The 17,086-nt window shown below is 47.7% G+C and carries 13 protein-coding genes and 1 tRNA gene; 13 read left to right on the top strand and 1 reads right to left on the bottom strand.

Annotated elements, in window-relative coordinates; translation table 11 throughout:
- Nucleotides 1–363 precede the first annotated feature (363 nt).
- From QMA35_RS06255 to QMA35_RS06220, 8 genes are all read left to right on the top strand, one after another.
- Complete coding sequence (locus QMA35_RS06255; RefSeq protein WP_281646278.1) at nt 364–1,005, top strand: hypothetical protein; 642 nt, start codon at nt 364–366, stop codon at nt 1,003–1,005.
- 8 nt (nt 1,006–1,013) lie between these two features.
- Nucleotides 1,014–2,555, top strand: a complete 1,542-nt coding sequence (locus QMA35_RS06250; protein ID WP_281646277.1) for a type I restriction-modification system subunit M — start codon at nt 1,014–1,016, stop codon at nt 2,553–2,555.
- Nucleotides 2,548–3,678: a PDDEXK nuclease domain-containing protein gene (locus tag QMA35_RS06245; protein WP_281646276.1), complete on the top strand. Its 1,131-nt coding sequence runs from the start codon at nt 2,548–2,550 to the stop codon at nt 3,676–3,678. Before QMA35_RS06250 ends, QMA35_RS06245 begins: the two co-directional genes overlap by 8 nt.
- Nucleotides 3,668–3,838, top strand: a complete 171-nt coding sequence (locus QMA35_RS06240) for a hypothetical protein (protein ID WP_281646275.1) — start codon at nt 3,668–3,670, stop codon at nt 3,836–3,838. Before QMA35_RS06245 ends, QMA35_RS06240 begins: the two co-directional genes overlap by 11 nt.
- On the top strand, nt 3,828–5,084 hold the full coding sequence (locus QMA35_RS06235) for a restriction endonuclease subunit S (protein ID WP_281646274.1): 1,257 nt from the start codon (nt 3,828–3,830) through the stop codon (nt 5,082–5,084). Before QMA35_RS06240 ends, QMA35_RS06235 begins: the two co-directional genes overlap by 11 nt.
- Nucleotides 5,085–5,156: 72 nt before the next feature.
- Complete coding sequence (gene rhuM / locus QMA35_RS06230; protein WP_281646273.1) at nt 5,157–6,236, top strand: RhuM family protein; 1,080 nt, start codon at nt 5,157–5,159, stop codon at nt 6,234–6,236.
- Nucleotides 6,233–9,532 (top strand): HsdR family type I site-specific deoxyribonuclease, encoded by a 3,300-nt coding sequence (locus QMA35_RS06225; protein WP_281646272.1) that lies wholly within the window; start codon nt 6,233–6,235, stop codon nt 9,530–9,532. Before rhuM ends, QMA35_RS06225 begins: the two co-directional genes overlap by 4 nt.
- Complete coding sequence (locus QMA35_RS06220; RefSeq protein WP_281646271.1) at nt 9,532–10,323, top strand: SprT family zinc-dependent metalloprotease; 792 nt, start codon at nt 9,532–9,534, stop codon at nt 10,321–10,323. Before QMA35_RS06225 ends, QMA35_RS06220 begins: the two co-directional genes overlap by 1 nt.
- 389 nt (nt 10,324–10,712) lie before the next feature.
- Here QMA35_RS06220 and QMA35_RS06215 read toward each other — a convergent pair.
- Nucleotides 10,713–10,799 (bottom strand) — tRNA-Leu (locus tag QMA35_RS06215).
- 102 nt (nt 10,800–10,901) lie between these two features.
- On the opposite strand from QMA35_RS06215, the gene QMA35_RS06210 reads away from it, so the two are divergent.
- From QMA35_RS06210 to secD, 5 genes are all read left to right on the top strand, one after another.
- Entirely contained in the window at nt 10,902–12,320 is a 1,419-nt protein-coding gene (locus QMA35_RS06210) for a hypothetical protein (RefSeq protein ID WP_281646270.1), read from the top strand.
- Nucleotides 12,321–12,442: 122 nt separating this feature from the next.
- Nucleotides 12,443–13,474 carry a tRNA preQ1(34) S-adenosylmethionine ribosyltransferase-isomerase QueA gene (queA, locus tag QMA35_RS06205; RefSeq protein ID WP_281646269.1) on the top strand — a complete coding sequence of 344 codons (1,032 nt, stop codon included), beginning with the start codon at nt 12,443–12,445 and terminating at the stop codon, nt 13,472–13,474.
- A gap of 92 nt (nt 13,475–13,566) precedes the next feature.
- Nucleotides 13,567–14,703 carry a tRNA guanosine(34) transglycosylase Tgt gene (gene tgt / locus QMA35_RS06200; protein WP_281646268.1) on the top strand — a complete coding sequence of 379 codons (1,137 nt, stop codon included), beginning with the start codon at nt 13,567–13,569 and terminating at the stop codon, nt 14,701–14,703.
- A gap of 90 nt (nt 14,704–14,793) precedes the next feature.
- Nucleotides 14,794–15,129: a preprotein translocase subunit YajC gene (gene yajC / locus QMA35_RS06195; RefSeq protein WP_281646267.1), complete on the top strand. Its 336-nt coding sequence runs from the start codon at nt 14,794–14,796 to the stop codon at nt 15,127–15,129.
- Nucleotides 15,130–15,198: 69 nt separating this feature from the next.
- Nucleotides 15,199–17,076, top strand: coding sequence for a protein translocase subunit SecD (gene secD / locus QMA35_RS06190; protein ID WP_281646266.1), 1,878 nt, complete (start codon nt 15,199–15,201; stop codon nt 17,074–17,076).
- Nucleotides 17,077–17,086 lie beyond the last annotated feature (10 nt).

Raw genomic sequence — 17,086 nt, 5'->3', positions numbered from 1 at the left:
CAAACACTTCAAAAGCTTGAAAACCGGTCAAAAAGAACCTCTTTCAGCACCTTTAAAATACAGACAAAAAGCGACTGATGATTCTAACCATAAAATGACCGAGAGTGTGTCGTATATGTTGGCCGAACATACAGTGCTTTTAAGTCATTGAATTTATTGATAATGCCATCGTAATCATGCGTAGATACTTAATCCAGGCTCAATGAGCAACAGACACTCCCTTATCTCCTGATAATCACATCCTTTGATTTGCCATGAGCGAAAAAACAATAATGCACCATTCTAATACTGCATTTAATTATTGCCATAAAAGCTCCCGCCTGACACAATGATTTCCAGATTTACTTACAAAGAAAGGTTTTCATGCCAAAGAAAGTCAAAGCTCACACTGCCAGGCAGGTTGCATTATCTGAGCTTGTGACCATTCAGGCAGGCTATCCATTTCGTGGGGCGATCAAGGGCAATCCTGAAGGGAGCGCAAAGGCTGTTCAGCCCAAAGATATTTCAGATCTGGGTGAACTGCTCACCAGCAACCTGATTACAACCAACCTCACAGGCAAGCGAAAAGCCGACTGGCTTCAGCAGGGAGATATCCTCTTTATCAATAAAGGTCTTCGCCACTTAGCCTGCTGTGTAACACGTGATATGCCCGACACCACCCTGGCACCAAGCTTATTCCTGTTACGAGTCACACCAGAATACCAAGGCACAATAAACCCGGAATTTCTGACATGGCAGATTAATCAGCCACCGGTTCAGCGCTACTTCAAAAACAGCGCAGAAGGCAGCCACCAGATCAGTATTCGCAAGCCAGTACTTGCGGCTGCACAAATTGCACTGCCAAACATAGAAACACAGAACACCATCGCCAAGCTCTATGCAGCAAGCATCAGAGAGAATGCGCTACTTCAAAAATTAATAGTAAACAGGCAACAACAGCTTAACGCTATTGCTCACGACTTAATTTCACAGACTTCAGACACACTTATTCAGAGCGGTCACTGAGAACAGATATGCCACACTCCCCGATCAACCAACAAGAGATCAACACCACCGTTTGGAAGGCATGCGACACCTTCCGTGGCACCGTTGATCCCTCTATCTACAAAGACTTTATCCTCACCATGCTGTTCCTGAAATACATCTCCGATGTGCATCAGGACAAGGTGGAAGAGCTTACCAAACAGTTTGGTGACAACCCGGCCATGATCGAAGCGATGATGGCCAGCCAATCCTTTAAAATCCCTACCGGCAGCACCTTCTGGGATTTGTACGAACACCGTCATGAAGCCGGTAACGGTAGCCGTATCGACCAAGCGCTCCATGCTATTGAAGAAGCCAACGGCACCAAGCTGAAAAATGTGTTTCAGGACATCAGCTTCAACACCGACAAGCTGGGTGATGAAAAACAGAAGAACGATATTCTGCGTCACCTGCTGGAGGACTTTGGCAAGGAAACCCTGAACCTGCGCCCCAGCCGTGTGGGTTCGCTGGATGTCATTGGTAACGCCTACGAATACCTGATCAAGCACTTCGCTGCGGGGAGTGGTAAATCTGCGGGTGAATTCTATACCCCGCCAGAAGTGTCTGATCTGCTTTCTATTCTTCTGGAGCCTGAGGAAGGCGACCAGATTTGTGACCCGGCCTGTGGTTCCGGTTCACTTCTTATGAAGTGTGGCAAGCAGGTGCAGAAGAATTTTGGTGGTTCCAGGAAGTACGCACTGTTCGGTCAGGAAGCCATTGGTTCGACATGGTCACTGGCCAAAATGAACATGTTCCTGCACGGTGAAGATAACCACCGGATTGAATGGGGCGACACCATTCGTAACCCCAAGCTGCAAGATACCTCTTCACAAAATCAGGGCGGGCTGTTGCACTTTGATGTGGTGACAGCCAATCCTCCGTTCTCACTGGATAAGTGGGGGCATGAAGGTGCAGAAGATGATCCCTTTGGTCGTTTCCGTCGTGGTATTCCGCCGAAAACAAAAGGCGATTACGCTTTTATCTCCCATATGATTGAGACGCTAAAGCCCGGCTCTTCATCAAAGAGAGGGGGGCGAATGGGGGTGGTTGTGCCTCACGGTGTACTGTTCCGGGCATCGTCCGAAGGCAAAATTCGCAAGCAACTGATTGATGAAAACCTGCTGGATACTGTAATTGGCCTACCAGAGAAACTGTTCTTTGGTACAGGTATTCCTGCCGCCATTCTGATCTTCCGTAAACAGAAAACTGACGACAAGGTTCTGTTTATTGATGCGTCTCGTGAATTTAAGAATGGCAAAAACCAGAACCAGCTCAGTACCGACAATATCCAGAAGATTGTTGATACCTTTCAGGATCGCCAGACCACTGACAAATATTCTTACCTTGCCACCCTGGAAGAGATTCAGGAGAACGATTACAACCTGAATATCCCCCGTTATGTGGATACTTTCGAGGAGGAAGAAGAGATTGATCTGATGGCGGTGCGGAGTGAGCGACTGGCGCTGCACAATGAACTGGCTGATCTGGAAACAGAAATGGCGGGTTACCTGAAGGAGTTGGGTTATGAGTGATGACGATCACAAACAGGAGCCGCGCAAAGAACGAGCACCCTCAGAACGAGATGGTGTGTGTTTTCCTGTGGGCGAGAGCCTGAGCAACCTGCCCGGCGATTACCCGGATTTCCTGATCCAGATGATTGATATCATCGCCAGCAGGAGAGTAACAGCCTTACAGAAAGTGAATGTAGAGCAAATACTGTTGTACTGGCAGCTGGGACAACACATTCTGGTCAAACAACAGCAAGCGGGCTGGGGCGCAAAGGTCATTGACCGGCTATCGCAAGATCTGAAAAAACAACTGCCCGCACTGTCTGGATTCAGCCCCAGAAACCTGAAATATATGACAAAATTTGCCGCCAGCTGGCCAGATGCCGCAATTGTGCAACGCACCGTTGCACAATTGCCATGGCGCAGCAATTGCGCTTTGCTGGACAAGGTTAAAGAGCAGAGCGCCCGGCTCTGGTACGCTCAGGAAGCACTGGAACGGGGATGGAGCCGGGACATGCTGGTTGTCCATATCGACAACAACGAATTTGGCCGACGGGGCAAAAGCATCAACAACTTTCCCGAAACCCTGCCACCCGTTCAGTCGGATATGGCGGTGCAATTATTTAAAGACCCTTACTTGTTTGATTTCATAGGGCTGGATACACCTAAACGGGAAGCCGAACTGGAAAACCGACTGCAACAACATCTTGAACAGTTTCTGGTGGAACTCGGCCAGGGTTTTGCCTTTGTAGGGCGACAGGTACATCTTGAGCTTGGGAAACAAGACTTTTACGCCGACCTGCTGTTTTACCATTTAAAAATGCGCTGCTATGTGGTGGTAGAGCTTAAGATCGGTGCGTTTAAGCCAGAGCATGTGAGTCAGCTTCACCTGTATCAGGCTGTTATTGACGACCAGATGCGCCACGAAACCGATCAGCCCACCATCGGCTTACTGTTAGTGAAAGAGAAAAACAACCTGGTGGTTGAATACGCTCTGTCGGGTTACAACAACCCCATTGGTGTCGCCAACTGGCAACAGACGATGACCCAACAGTTACCTGAAAACCTGCGATCCAGTTTGCCCACCATTGAAGAGCTGGAGCAAGAGTTATCCGCCGTTTTGGAGGCATCAAGTCATGATGAATAAAAATGGTGCGACACTGTTGCACCTTTCTTTTCTGCCGGTTTATTTTGTGCAACGCAGCGTTGCACAATTGGTATGGTGTTGTGGCGTGTTGTTATCTGAGCGGGTGGATTTGGAAGTGGAAATGGCGGGCTACCTGAAGGAGTTGGGTTATGGCGCCTGAAGATTGGATTGATGGTCGTGTTGGTGATTTGATTCAAGGCTTAGAATCGGGAGTCAGTGTCAACGGGGAAGACCGTGCTCTTAAAAATGCTGAGAAAGGTGTGCTGAAAGTCAGCGCTGTTTCTTACGGTTACTTTGACCCTAGTGCTGTTAAGGCAATTACTTCAAGCACTGAGCTAGAGAGAGCCAAGACCGTCCCTCAAAAAGGGCAAATAATAATTAGTCGTAGCAATACCGAAGCGTTAGTGGGTGCAAGTGCATATATAGCTGAAGATTACTTTGATCTCTTTTTGCCGGATAAGCTTTGGCAGACAGTCCCTAAACAAAATACCGATATGAAATGGCTAAGCTACATCCTTGCTTCAGACCATTCACGGTATGTGTTATCGAACCTTTCCACTGGTACAAGTGGTTCGATGAAAAACATCACCAAGGGTGAGCTTTTAGGACTGAAAATTGCTATTCCCCCACTCCCAGAACAGCGAAAAATCGCCAAAATCCTTGGCACTTGGGATAAAGCCATTGCGACCACAGAAAATCTGATCGAAGCCAGCAAGCAGCAGAAAAAAGCCCTGATGCAGCAGTTGCTGACAGGGAAGAAGCGCTTTGCTGGGTTTGAGGGAGAATGGGAAGAGATACCTTTGGGAAAAATTTCTGAGTCAGTAACCAGCGGCTCTAGAGATTGGGCGAAGTATTATTCTAATTCTGGGAGTAAATTCATTCGTATGACCAACTTGCCACGAGATAATATTAACTTAAAGCTGGATGACCTTAAGTTTGTTGATGTTCAGTGTGGTTCCTCTGATGGAAGACGTACTTCTCTACAATATGGCGACATCTTAATTTCCATTACTGCTGAACTTGGTAAGATTGGTTGGGTGCCAGATGATTTAGGTGAGGCATATATCAACCAGCATGTCGCCTTAGTTCGCATAAGGCATGAGCTCTCATACTCCAAATTTATTGCGTTTCAATTATCATCCAAAGCGATGAACTATCGCATTAATCGTTTGAATGATTCTGGTGCCAAGGCTGGATTAAACCTGTCAACGATTAGATCTATTTATATAAAAATACCAGAAATAGCCGAACAGAAAAAAGTATCAACAGTTCTGGTTGCTGCTGACTTAGAAATCAAAAAACACCAAACCAAACTCACCCATCTCAAACAAGAAAAAAAAGCCCTGATGCAACAACTGCTAACAGGCAAACGCCGAGTCAAAGTGGAACCCAAGGAAGCCGCCTGATGAGCGAAATCGAGACGCACTGCGTCTCAAATTAAAGTGAGACTCTGTGTCACGAATTATCATGGAGTCACAGTGCCATCGCCAACCCGCGAAGCAAACAACGGAACAGAAGAGGCGCGACTAATGACAGATAATATCCCCATGGCTCCCCAGGGCGAATTTGTCCTTTTCCAGAGTGAAGATGGCAGAACCCGTGTGGAATGTCGTTTTGAAGCGGAAACCCTGTGGCTGTCTCAGGCCATGATCTGTGACCTGTACGGTAAGGCCAAAGCCACCATCAGCGAACACATCAGTAATATCCTGATGGAAGGGGAGCTGGAGGAAGATTCAGTTGTTCGGTTTTACCGAACAACTGCCTCAGACGGCAAACCCTACAATGTTAAATACTTCAGCCTGCCCATGGTGATTGCTGTTGGCTATCGAGTGCGTTCTTCACGTGGCACCCAGTTTCGCAAGTGGGCAACACAGACCCTGCAGGAGTATCTGATCAAGGGTTTTGCCATGGACGATGAGCGTCTGAAAAACCCTCCTGTGGGCGATTCACAGGTGCCAGACTATTTCTCGGAAATGCTGGAACGTATCCGGGACATTCGTGCAAGCGAACGCCGGGTTTATCTGCGAGTCAAAGAGATTTTTGTGATGGCGGCAGACTATGAACCCTCCAACCGGGAAACCAACCGTTTTTTCCAAACTATACAAAACAAACTCCACTTTGCCTGCACCCACATGACGGCAGCTGAGTTGATTGCCAGTCGTGCGGATGCCTCTCTGTTGAATATGGGGCTGACCAGCTTTAAAGGTGAGAGTGTCCGCAAAACTGATGTCACCATCGCCAAAAACTATTTGAAAGAAGATGAGATCAAAGAACTGAATCGTATTATCAATATGTGGCTGGATTTTGCAGAAGATCAGGCATTGCGGCGCAAGCAGGTTTTCTTGCAGGACTGGTCAGAAAAACTCGATCAGTTTTTAAGTTTCAATGATCGTGATGTATTGGATAACGCTGGAAAAATAACAAAAAAAGCAGCGGACGAAAAAGCAAAGCAGATGTTTGATCAGTTTGCAGAACAACGCCGCCGGTTGAAAGAAGCAGAAGGTGCTCAAGCCAATATCGAAGCGCTGCATGCCCTGATAAAGGATAAAGAAGAGTGATCGATGTATTACCCAGCTTCAAGGAAGAGCAAAGTGCAAAAATCCCTGCCCTGACTCTGCTCACTAACCTGGGCTATCAGTTTATTCCACCCAGTGAATGCCTGGCACAAAGAGGCAACCCCTCCACAGTTTTACTGCCTGAAGTGCTGCGAAGCCTGCTAGCCAAAAAGACGTTCCCTTTTATGGGCAAAGAACACCCATTATCAACAGCAGCTATCGACAAAATCGTCCATGAGCTTTCCAACCCTGCTATGAATGAGGGCTTGAGAGCCGCTAATGAAAAGCTCTACAACGCCCTGACCTACGGTATTGGTGTGACTGAGTTTGTGGATGGGAAAAAAGCGAACCCTACCATCCAGATTATTGATTGGGGAACCCCGGAGAATAACGTTTTCCACTTCACCGAAGAGCTGGAAGTGGAGAATAGCCAGGGCACAGGCAAACGGATTCCCGATATTGTCTGCTTTGTGAATGGTCTGCCTTGGGTGGTGATTGAAGCGAAACGGCCTGACTCTTCAACGGAAGGAAAACCTACGGTCTCAGAAGGCATTTCCCAGAATATTCGCAATCAGAAAGTGGATGAGATTCCCCATCTATTCGCCTATAGCCAGCTTTTGCTTTCGATAAACGGAAATGATGGTCTGTACGGTACCTGCGGTACACGAGACAAGTTCTGGGCGAAATGGAAAGAAGAAGAGATTACCGATACAACGTTTTCTCGCTTAAAGAACACACCACTCACAGACGAAAAACTTGATGCCATTTTTAATCATCGCCCCAAGGCTATGGGTAAGGAGTATCAGTCGCTGATGTCTGGTGGTGATTTGGTGGTAACAGACCAGGATCGTTTACTGGTGTCCCTTCTCCGCCCTGATCGTTTGCTGGAAATGACTCGTCTGTTTACCCTGTTCGACAACAAAGCAGGCAAAATTGTTGCCCGTTACCAGCAAGTATTTGGCATTAAAGCTTTGGTTGAACGGATCACGTCTTTTGATGATAAGGGCGCTCGAAATGGTGGTGTCATCTGGCATACCACTGGCTCTGGCAAGTCCTTCACCATGGTATTTCTGTCGAAAGCCCTGATCTGGTTGAAAGAACTCGCTAAGTGTCGGGTGGTGGTTGTGACGGACAGGGTCGATCTGGAAGATCAGCTTGCCAGAACTTTTGCCTCTGGTGGCGCATTGTCCAGTAAGGATAAGAAAGATGCCATGGCAACCACAGGCAAACGATTGGCTGAACAGATAGGCAAAGGTAATGAACGGATTATCTTTTCCATCATCAATAAGTTCGGTACAGCAGTAAATCTGCCTGAATGTTACAACGATAGCCCGGATATGATTGTTCTCGTAGATGAAGGGCATCGTAGCCAAAATGGTGAGAACAATGTCCGTATGCAGCAAGCTCTACCCAGGGCTGCTTTTATCGCCTTTACCGGTACACCTTTACTGCAAGGCGACAAGACAGAGAATAAGTTCGGCAAAATCATACACTCCTACACTATGCAGCAGGCTGTAGAAGATAAAACTGTTACTCCTCTGTTGTATGAAGAGCGAATTCCTGAACTCAGTACCAACGATAAAGCCATTGATGCCTGGTTTGATCGCATTACCGACAAACTGACGGAAAAACAGCGTACCGACCTGAAGAAGAAATTTGCCCAAAAAGGCCAGATTTACCAGACCGAAGGGCGCTTGGAGCTTATCGCTCATGATATTTCCGATCACTTTCAGAACTTCAAACAGCAAGGCTTGAAGGGACAACTGGCATGTGACTCTAAAGCCTCGGCTATTCAGTATAAAAAGTTACTGGACGACATTGGCAAAGTGACATCAGTGGTTGCCATGTCTCCACCTGACACCCGTGAAGGACATGATTCGGTTGATAAGGAAAGCACCGATATTGTCCAGAACTGGTGGAAGGAGAATGTTGCTGATGCGGGGTACGGACAGGACGAAAAAGGTTATACCAAGCATATCATTGCAGAGTTTGGCAAGGATGAAGGCCCTGATCTGATGATCGTGGTTGATAAACTGCTGACCGGATTTGATGAGCCAAAAAATACCGTGCTCTATATCGATAAACCTTTGAAGCAGCATAACCTGATTCAGGCTATTGCACGGGTTAACCGCCTCCATAACAAGAAACAGTTTGGCTACCTGATCGATTACCGGGGCATTCTGAAAGAGCTGGATGCAACCATTGAGAAGTATCAGGACCTGGCTGAACGTACCCAGGGCGGGTTTGATATTGATGACCTGAAAGGTCTCTATAACCGGATGGATACGGAATATAAAAAGCTTCCCGGTCTTTACGCTGAGTTGTGGGCTATTTTTGATGGCGTGAAAAACAAACAGGATGGGCAGGCGTTACGTCAGGTTCTTGCACCAAAAATCGATACTGTGGATGGTCAACTCGCAGATACCAATTTGAAAAAACGGGATGAGTTCTATGCAGCTCTCACTGATTACACCAACTGCCTGAAGGTTGCCCTGCAATCTGCCACATACTTTGAAGACAAGAGCTTCGATGACAAGCGTCAGCTCTATAAGAACACTTTGAAAATGATGTCTCAGCTGCGTAAACAAGTGAAGGAAGATGCAGAGGAGACTGTTGACTACGATGAGTACTCTGACGACATCCGAGCGCTGTTGGATAAGCATATTGGTGGTGTTGAGGTTAAGGAGTCACAGGGAGCATATCTGGTTGGCAATATGGGAAAAGAGGCCAAACCGGAGCAGATGACCGACGATGAAGCGCGAAACAAAAAAGACAAGATTACAGGTCGAGTCACTAAAATGATCGAACAGGATCTGGCTGACGATCCTTACGCTCAGGAATACTTCTCAAAGCTTCTCAAGCAAGCCATCGAAAAAACCAAAGAGATGTTTGATGCACCCGTTAAACAGTACATGCTGTTTGCGGACTTTGAAGAGCAGGTGAAAGAGCGAAAGGTGGAAGGTATCCCTACAGATCGCTTTAATGAGCTTGACCCCAAGATCAAACACCATGTGCAGGCTTACTATGGGTTATTCCTGAAACATCTCGGTGAACCTCTTCCCTCTGAAGAGCAAGGAACACTGACAGAGGAGCAATGCTTCAACTATGCCATTAAGATTGATGCTGTGGTGAGAAAGTCAGTGGCTGAGTTCTCCATTAACCCTCAGGAAATCGAGAACCAGATTACTATTGGTCTGCTGCCCTTGTTATTTGGAGACTTGGGTATTGAAAAAGCACAGGCTGTTATTACAGATATTGTTCAAATTACCCGTTTGGGTTTGTCGAGCTTGAATAAATAATGGCATCAGTGAGTTCAAACGAGCACACGAAAGAAGGGTGCACGAAAGAAGAGTACAGCTTTGTCTATGGTGACGAAGCTGTCTCTTATGAGGTTGTTCGAAAACATTTGCCTGAAGGTAAGGCAAAGAAAATCACTATACGAGTACACCCTGACTGCGAAGTTGTTGTCACCGCTCCAGATGATGCTGAGAATACCGATATTCACGAAGCTGTGATGAAGCGAGCTAAATGGGTTTGGGATGCCATTGTCGATTTCCGTAGCCATCAGAAATATGTTCAGAGCAAGAACTACGTCAGCGGCGAGATGCAGTTTTATCTTGGCAGGCGTTATGTTCTGAAAGTTGTTGAAAACAAGGAATCTACCGCCTCTGTGAAAATGGACAGAGGCAAAATTCTCGTCACGCTTCCAAGGTTCGACAAGCGAAAAACCAGTTTAACCAAGGGACTGGTGAACGACTGGTACAAGTATCGTTCCGAACGTATTTTCCATGAGCGGCTGCAATACCTACTGCCTCAAGCCTCATGGGTGAAAGGGATTCCCAGCTTCCGAATTCTTCCCATGCAAAAGCAGTGGGGGAGTTGTTCAGCCAAGGGAACCCTGATGCTTAACCCTCACTTGGTGAAAGCCCCGAAAGAATGTATCGATTACGTAATACTTCATGAGCTTTGTCATATTGCTGAGCATAATCACAGTGAACGATTCTGGCGTTTGCTGACTCAGGTTATGCCCCACTGGAAAGAAGTGAAGAGTCGCTTGGATGGCATGGCTGAGTTGTATTTGAACGAATAACCTTCAAAAAATTCTGACCAAAAGTAACCCTGTAGGTAATGTGCTGGAGAGGTTTACCTGTAGGGTGTTGTCACTTTTGTAGTACTCCTCTTGGAGAGGGGAAAGCTGTTTGGGTTGACCCGGATCAGCGGTCACAAATGGTGGAAGATTTAATGTTGTTCTCGATTAGGCACCCTGATCTTTTAGAGGCTCACTTCTCCCTGGATTCGAGTATTGAGGGGGAGAGTTCTGGTTGATTGAGTGAACCAGAATTAAAGGATTCTATTGATAGCGATGTGGGTGATTTATGAAACTCATGTCGCGTACATGTCAATCGAGTGTCACAGAGTCGTACAAAAAAGAGGGAGTCTAAAACCAAAAAAAACAGCCCTAAGTGGCTGTTTTTAAAGTGGTACCAGTGGTCGGACTCGAACCGACACGCCCGTGAAGGCAACGGATTTTGAATCCGTCATGTCTACCAATTCCATCACACTGGCGACTCAAGATGGGCGCAGTATAACATTTGCGAATAAGCATGCAAGATCCTTCCGTTCTGGCCGATAAAAAATACAATTGTTATTGATTTCAGAGGGTTGGCTATGAAACCTACGGAAGGCAACGGAGCAGTGCAACCTCCCGAACCTCCACCGCTACCTTCTCCTCTAACAGAAGAGGAGAAGAAGCAGGGAATTACAAACATTTTTGATAGGAAGAGGAGTTGTAATGCCAAGCTGGCACCTTCTGCTGCTGTTTCCCACCCTTCTGGCCGTGATGTCTCCACGAAGGAGGGTGTTGACTCTCATCTAAACCGGCTGGCAGAGTCAGATTCTGGAGACCATTCACTGACTGAATCACACCCTTTACAGCGCAGTCGCTCTGAAAGTGAGGATTCAGTTTCTTCGGGATATTCCGGTTCCCACGGCAGTGTGGAGTTTGAGCCTCCGTCCCTTGAGGAGCGCACAGTAGAAACTGTGGATGGGTTTGATCCAACAGTTACAAAAATGACTGACGAAGGTGTCAATCTGGAGCAAAGGCGCAAGACCTTACAAGTGCGTGAAAACATCATCCAAGGCATCCGTAAAGACAAAGCTGAACTGTGGATGCATGAAAACGTTAATAAAATGCTGCGCTGGATTGGTGATGAAGGTTTTGCGGAAGAAGAGGAGGTAAAAGTTATTTTGGTTGTGGGAGGGAAGTCGGTTCAGATTGTGCCACCACTACTGGGGCAGGGGGTATCTGACGAAAAAATAAAGCTTTACACCGATTACGTTTATTCCTCGGTCGCCAATGCTAGAAAAGATTTGAAGCCAGTAAAAGAGCTCAAACAGAGAGTGAAAACTTCTGAAAAGCAGCTAGAGAAAGTTAATAAAAAACTGACCAAAGAATACGGCATGGCTATTAATGGTAAAGCCGAGAAAAAGTGGATACAAAACACCCGTATTCTCCTGATCTTGGAAAATGGTACCGGCAGGGTAGAAGGTGGGCGCCAGCGTTCTTCTTATATCCCTGAGGAAGCGACTCACCAAAAACAGCCGCACCATCTCAAGCCGGACGCGCTGGTTGTTCACACCGATGCGGATTCTTTCGGAGAGTTGCCTGACCCGACAGGACAAAGAAAGCCACGTTATGCAGACAAGTATTTGAACCGTGATGATAGTGATCCAGGGTATTCAGATAACAATGAGAGTGTTTATCCACATTCTTTAAGCAGCCTTTCTGAAAGCGCAGGCAAAAAATGGATGCTCAATCGCTTTCAGGCCTCAAGCTCCTTGAGCTCCTCAGAGGAAGACAGTAACTGGAGCGACGATGAGGAACCACCTTTCCACCAGAACCCTCATCGCCGTCTTTCCAGTGTGGATGAATCACTGGCTTCCTCGACAGCTACTGGTAATACGGTGGTGACCAATCAAGATTATCATGACGTGGATGATGCAAGCTCTACATCAACCTTAAGACACGACTCCGACCATGATGCTGACTCGGAAATGGGCGATGATGACGATATAACAGACCCGTAAACATAAAACCTCTCAGGTTGTTCTGTTAGGTTGTTCTGTTTCCCTCTGAACAACCTGACATTTCTCCTGTCTTTCGGTATCCTTCCCGCCCATTTTCATGCTGTGTGAGGCTGTAGCGGCAAATGCGCGTCAGCGATTTTCATTTTGACCTTCCCGATGAACTGATTGCCCGTTATCCCATGCCGGAGCGGAGCGCCAGCCGTTTGCTGGTGGTTAATGGTGAAAGCGGCAAGCCGGAACACAAAACATTTCGGGATGTTGTTGACTATCTGGAGCCTGGTGATCTTCTGGTTCTGAATAACACTCAGGTTATTCCTGCGCGGGTTTTCGGCCAGAAAGAAACGGGCGGAAAAATTGAAGTTCTGGTAGAGCGTGTACTGGATGAGCGAATGGTTTTGGCGCAGGTTCGGGCCAGTAAATCTCCCAAGCCAGGTGCCCGGCTGTTGCTGGAAGGTGGTATGGAGGCAGAAATGGTTGAGCGTCAGGACGCGATGTTCCTGTTGCGCTTTGCCGGTGAAGAGCCTGTGGTGCAAATGCTGGAAAAGCATGGCCATATGCCACTGCCACCCTATATTACCCGTGAAGATGAGCTGGAAGACCGAGAGCGTTATCAGACCGTTTATGGTTCCAGAAAAGGGGCTGTTGCAGCTCCTACTGCGGGTTTGCACTTTGATGATGAGTTGTTTGCTGCGATTGAAGCCAAGGGCATCGAAAAAGTATTCGTAACCCTGCATGTGGGTGCCGGAACTTATCAGCCTGTCCGGGTTGATCGTATCGAAGATCACCACATGCATTCTGAATATCTGGAAGTTCCTCAGGATGTTGTGGATGCGGTGAATCGTACCCGCGCTCGAGGTGGAAGGATTGTGGCGGTAGGTACAACATCTGTTCGCAGTCTGGAAACAGCTGCCCGGGATGGTGAACTCAAACCGTTTGCTGGTGAAACGGATATTTTTATCTTCCCCGGCTTTAAATATCAGATTGTGGATGCGCTGATTACCAACTTCCATCTGCCAGAATCAACCCTGTTGATGATGGTATCTGCCTTTGCCGGCTTCGAAGAAGTAATGAATGCATACCGGGAAGCGATTGACGAACGCTATCGTTTTTTCAGTTACGGCGACTCTATGCTGCTTACCCGGAAAGCCCCTTAAAGCTCTTATAAAGAGCATTAAGACGAAAACATCATTGAGATAACTATTTTGGGCAGCCATCAGGCTGCCCAAGCTATTCAGGAGACTGCGCCATGCGTCAGGAATGTTTCATGTCATTCGACAAGCTGGGCGAAGATGGCTTGGCCCGCCGTGGTCGGGTGACTTTCCCACGTGGCACTATTGAAACCCCCTGCTTTATGCCAGTGGGAACCTACGGCACTGTGAAAGGTATGCTGCCGCGGGATATTCACGAAATCGGTGCCGAAATTATTCTGGGGAATACGTTTCATCTGATGCTGCGTCCGGGTACAGAGGTCATCAAAGAACATGGCACTTTGCACGATTTTAATGGTTGGAATAAGCCGATCTTGACTGACTCTGGCGGTTTCCAGGTATTTAGTCTGGGTGAAATGCGCAAGATTACAGAAGAAGGAGTTGCCTTCCGTTCACCCGTTGATGGTTCCAAGGTTTTCATGAGCCCGGAATCTTCCATGCAGGTTCAGCGTGATCTGGGTTCCGATATCGTCATGATCTTCGATGAGTGCACCCCCGGTGATGCCGACGGAGAGCGGGCTCGCACTTCCATGGAAATGTCTTTGCGCTGGGCCAAGCGCAGCCGTGAAGCCCATGGCGATAGCCCATCTTCCCTGTTCGGTATTATTCAGGGTGGCATGTTTGAAGATCAGCGTGCCCGTTCTCTGGACGGTCTTCTGGAAATTGGTTTTGATGGCTATGCCATTGGCGGGCTGTCTGTTGGTGAATCCAAAGACGATATGTACCGGATTCTTTCCCACACGCCTCGTCGCATCCCTGAAGAATACCCTCGTTATCTGATGGGTGTTGGTACTCCGGAAGATATTGTTGAAGCTGTTCGTCGTGGTGTGGACATGTTCGACTGTGTGATGCCAACCCGAAATGCCCGGAACGGACATCTGTTTACGGCTGCGGGCACTGTAAAGATTCGTAACGCCAAGCATCGTCATGCAGAAGAGCCTCTTGAGCCGGGTTGTGACTGCTACACTTGCCGCAATTTCACACGAGCGTACCTGCATCATTTGGATAAATGTAACGAGATGCTTGGCTCAATGCTGAATACGATTCATAACCTTCGTTACTACCAGCGTTTGATGGCTGGATTGCGGCAGGCTATTGAACAGGGTAAATTGAGCGACTTTGTTGACGAGTTCTACGCAGCGCGTGGTCAGATTGCCACTCCGTTGAGCATCTGATCAAAAGTTGAACAGAAACCGGGCTAAAGCCCGGCTTTTGTATGTAGTGAATGTTCTGGATTTTGTTACTCATTAATAGGGAGTATGGATATGAGCTTGATCAGTCAGGCTTTTGCAGCTGGTGAGACAGCAGGTGCGGCTGGCCCAGGTATGGTAGGGCAGTTGGTAATGCTGGGCGGTTTTGTTTTGATTTTCTGGCTGCTGATCTGGCGTCCACAGAGCAAGCGCGCCAAGGAGCACAAAACCCTGCTGGAAAGCATCAGTAAAGGTGATGAAGTGGTAACCACCGGCGGTATTGTCGGAAAGGTTGTTGGTGTTGCTGACGACTTTGTTACTCTCCAGGTAAGCAGTAATGTTGAGTTGAAATTCCAGAAAAGCTCTGTTGCAGCCACTCTGCCTAAGGGCACGATGAAGGCAATTAACTGAACGGGATTACAAATGGCCTGTCTCTTTGAGAAACAGGCCATTTTTATTTAAGAGGAACCTGAGGGTCCCATGAATCGATACCCTTTGTGGAAGTATTTTTCAATCTTTCTGTTTGTGGCGATAGGTGCATTCTATGCCCTGCCTAACCTTTATCCGGATGACCCGGCTATTCAGATTTCTGGTGCCAGCACATCTACCCGTGTTGGTGAGCCTCTTCTGAAAAAAGCCGTTGGTGCTCTGAAGGCAGCAGGGATTGCAGTGAAATCCTCGGAAGCTGGTGAGAAAGGTGATTCCGTACTTATCCGGCTGACAGATAATGAAGATCAGTTGCCGGCTAAGGCGATTGTCAAGGAATTGCTTGGCTACGACTATGTAGTGGCACTGAATCTGGCGCCTACAACTCCAGAGTGGCTGACTTCCATGGGGGCAAAGCCCATGAAGCTTGGTCTTGACCTGTCTGGTGGTGTTCACTTCCTGCTGGAAGTTGATAGCCTGAAGGCTGTTGAGACACGCATGGATGTTTATGCTGGTGAAATGCGTACGGCTCTGCGTAAAGAGCGTCTGCGTTATCGCACAGTTCAGAGCGGCAACCCCATTGTTCGTGAACTGGCCTTCGTTGATGAGGCAACACGTGACAAGGCTCGTAGCCTGATTATTAAAGAATTCCCCGATTTAACAGTGACAGACCGTGAAGTGAATGGCCGCTTTATTGTGTCTACCACTCTTGGTGAGCAGCAGATTCGTGATCTGGAAGATTACGCGATCAAACAGAACCTCACCACTGTCCGCAATCGTGTGAACGAGCTGGGTGTGTCCGAGCCTCTGGTTCAGCGTCAGGGCAGAAAGCATATTGTTGTAGAACTGCCTGGTGTTCAGGATACCGCAGAAGCCAAACGTATTCTTGGTAAGACTGCGAACCTGGAATTCCGTTTGGCAGCCGGTTTCGATGCGGCTCCCGGCACCTATGAAACTTTCGAATTCCGTTCCAATACCGGCCGTACTGCAAACCTGCAACGTGACATCATCATGACAGGTGATCAGGTTGCTAATGCCCGCTCCAATGTTGATATCCAGACAGGTAGCCCTGAAGTAAATATCAGCCTTGATAATCGTGGTGGCGAGCTGATGAAGCGCGCAACCCGAAATAATGTTGGTCAGGGTATGGCGGTTCTGTTCATTGAGCAGAAGTTTATGGGCAACCGCACGGAAACCCGTACCGTGAAAGGTGAGCAGGTAGAAGTCAGCGTTCCGGTTTACCGTGAAGAGAAGCGCATTATCAGCCTGGCAACCATTCAGGCGGTATTGGGCAGTAACTTCCGGATTACCGGTTTGGATTCCCGTGCGGAATCTTCTGAACTGGCATTGCTTCTACGTGCAGGCTCTCTGGCCGCACCTATGCACTTTGTTGAAGAGCGAACGGTTGGTCCAAGCCTGGGTAAAGAAAATATCCGCATGGGTATTAATTCCACTCTGGTAGGTCTGGCTCTGATCGTTCTGTTTATGCTGGTGGTTTACCGGTTCTTTGGTGTAGTGGCAAATATTGCCCTGGCCCTGAACCTGTTGCTATTGCTGGGGATGATGTCCATTCTTGGAGCAACTCTGACTATGCCGGGTATTGCCGGTATTGTGTTGACACTGGGTATGGCGGTAGATGCCAATGTGCTGATTTTCTCCCGTATTCGTGAGGAAATTAAGAGCGGTAAGTTGCCTCATAAAGCCATTGCCGAAGGTTTTGATCGGGCATTTGTATCGATCTTTGATGCTAACATCACCACGCTGATTGTGGGTGTGATTCTGTACGCTATTGGTACCGGACCAGTGAAAGGCTTTGCCGTAACACTGTCTCTGGGTATCCTGACGTCCATGTTTACCGCGGTGTTGGTCAGCCGGGCTATTGTTAATCTGACGTACGGTCGCCGTCGTCAACTTAAGAAGCTTTCTATCTAAGCCGAGGAGG

This window comes from Parendozoicomonas sp. Alg238-R29 (genome assembly GCF_947331445.1).
Classification (GTDB): domain Bacteria; phylum Pseudomonadota; class Gammaproteobacteria; order Pseudomonadales; family Endozoicomonadaceae; genus Sansalvadorimonas.
Note: the sequence above shows the minus strand (reverse complement) of the source record. Positions and strands in the feature narration are given on the sequence as shown.

Bases quoted from the DNA above. Each gene is read 5' to 3' on its own strand.
- QMA35_RS06255 (WP_281646278.1), top strand. From the start codon at position 364: ATGCCAAAGAAAGTCAAAGCTCACACTGCCAGGCAGGTTGCATTATCT.
- QMA35_RS06250 (WP_281646277.1), top strand. From the start codon at position 1,014: ATGCCACACTCCCCGATCAACCAACAAGAGATCAACACCACCGTTTGG.
- QMA35_RS06245 (WP_281646276.1), top strand. From the start codon at position 2,548: ATGAGTGATGACGATCACAAACAGGAGCCGCGCAAAGAACGAGCACCC.
- QMA35_RS06240 (WP_281646275.1), top strand. From the start codon at position 3,668: ATGATGAATAAAAATGGTGCGACACTGTTGCACCTTTCTTTTCTGCCG.
- QMA35_RS06235 (WP_281646274.1), top strand. From the start codon at position 3,828: ATGGCGCCTGAAGATTGGATTGATGGTCGTGTTGGTGATTTGATTCAA.
- QMA35_RS06220 (WP_281646271.1), top strand. From the start codon at position 9,532: ATGGCATCAGTGAGTTCAAACGAGCACACGAAAGAAGGGTGCACGAAA.
- QMA35_RS06210 (WP_281646270.1), top strand. From the start codon at position 10,902: ATGAAACCTACGGAAGGCAACGGAGCAGTGCAACCTCCCGAACCTCCA.
- queA (WP_281646269.1), top strand. From the start codon at position 12,443: ATGCGCGTCAGCGATTTTCATTTTGACCTTCCCGATGAACTGATTGCC.
- tgt (WP_281646268.1), top strand. From the start codon at position 13,567: ATGCGTCAGGAATGTTTCATGTCATTCGACAAGCTGGGCGAAGATGGC.
- yajC (WP_281646267.1), top strand. From the start codon at position 14,794: ATGAGCTTGATCAGTCAGGCTTTTGCAGCTGGTGAGACAGCAGGTGCG.
- secD (WP_281646266.1), top strand. From the start codon at position 15,199: ATGAATCGATACCCTTTGTGGAAGTATTTTTCAATCTTTCTGTTTGTG.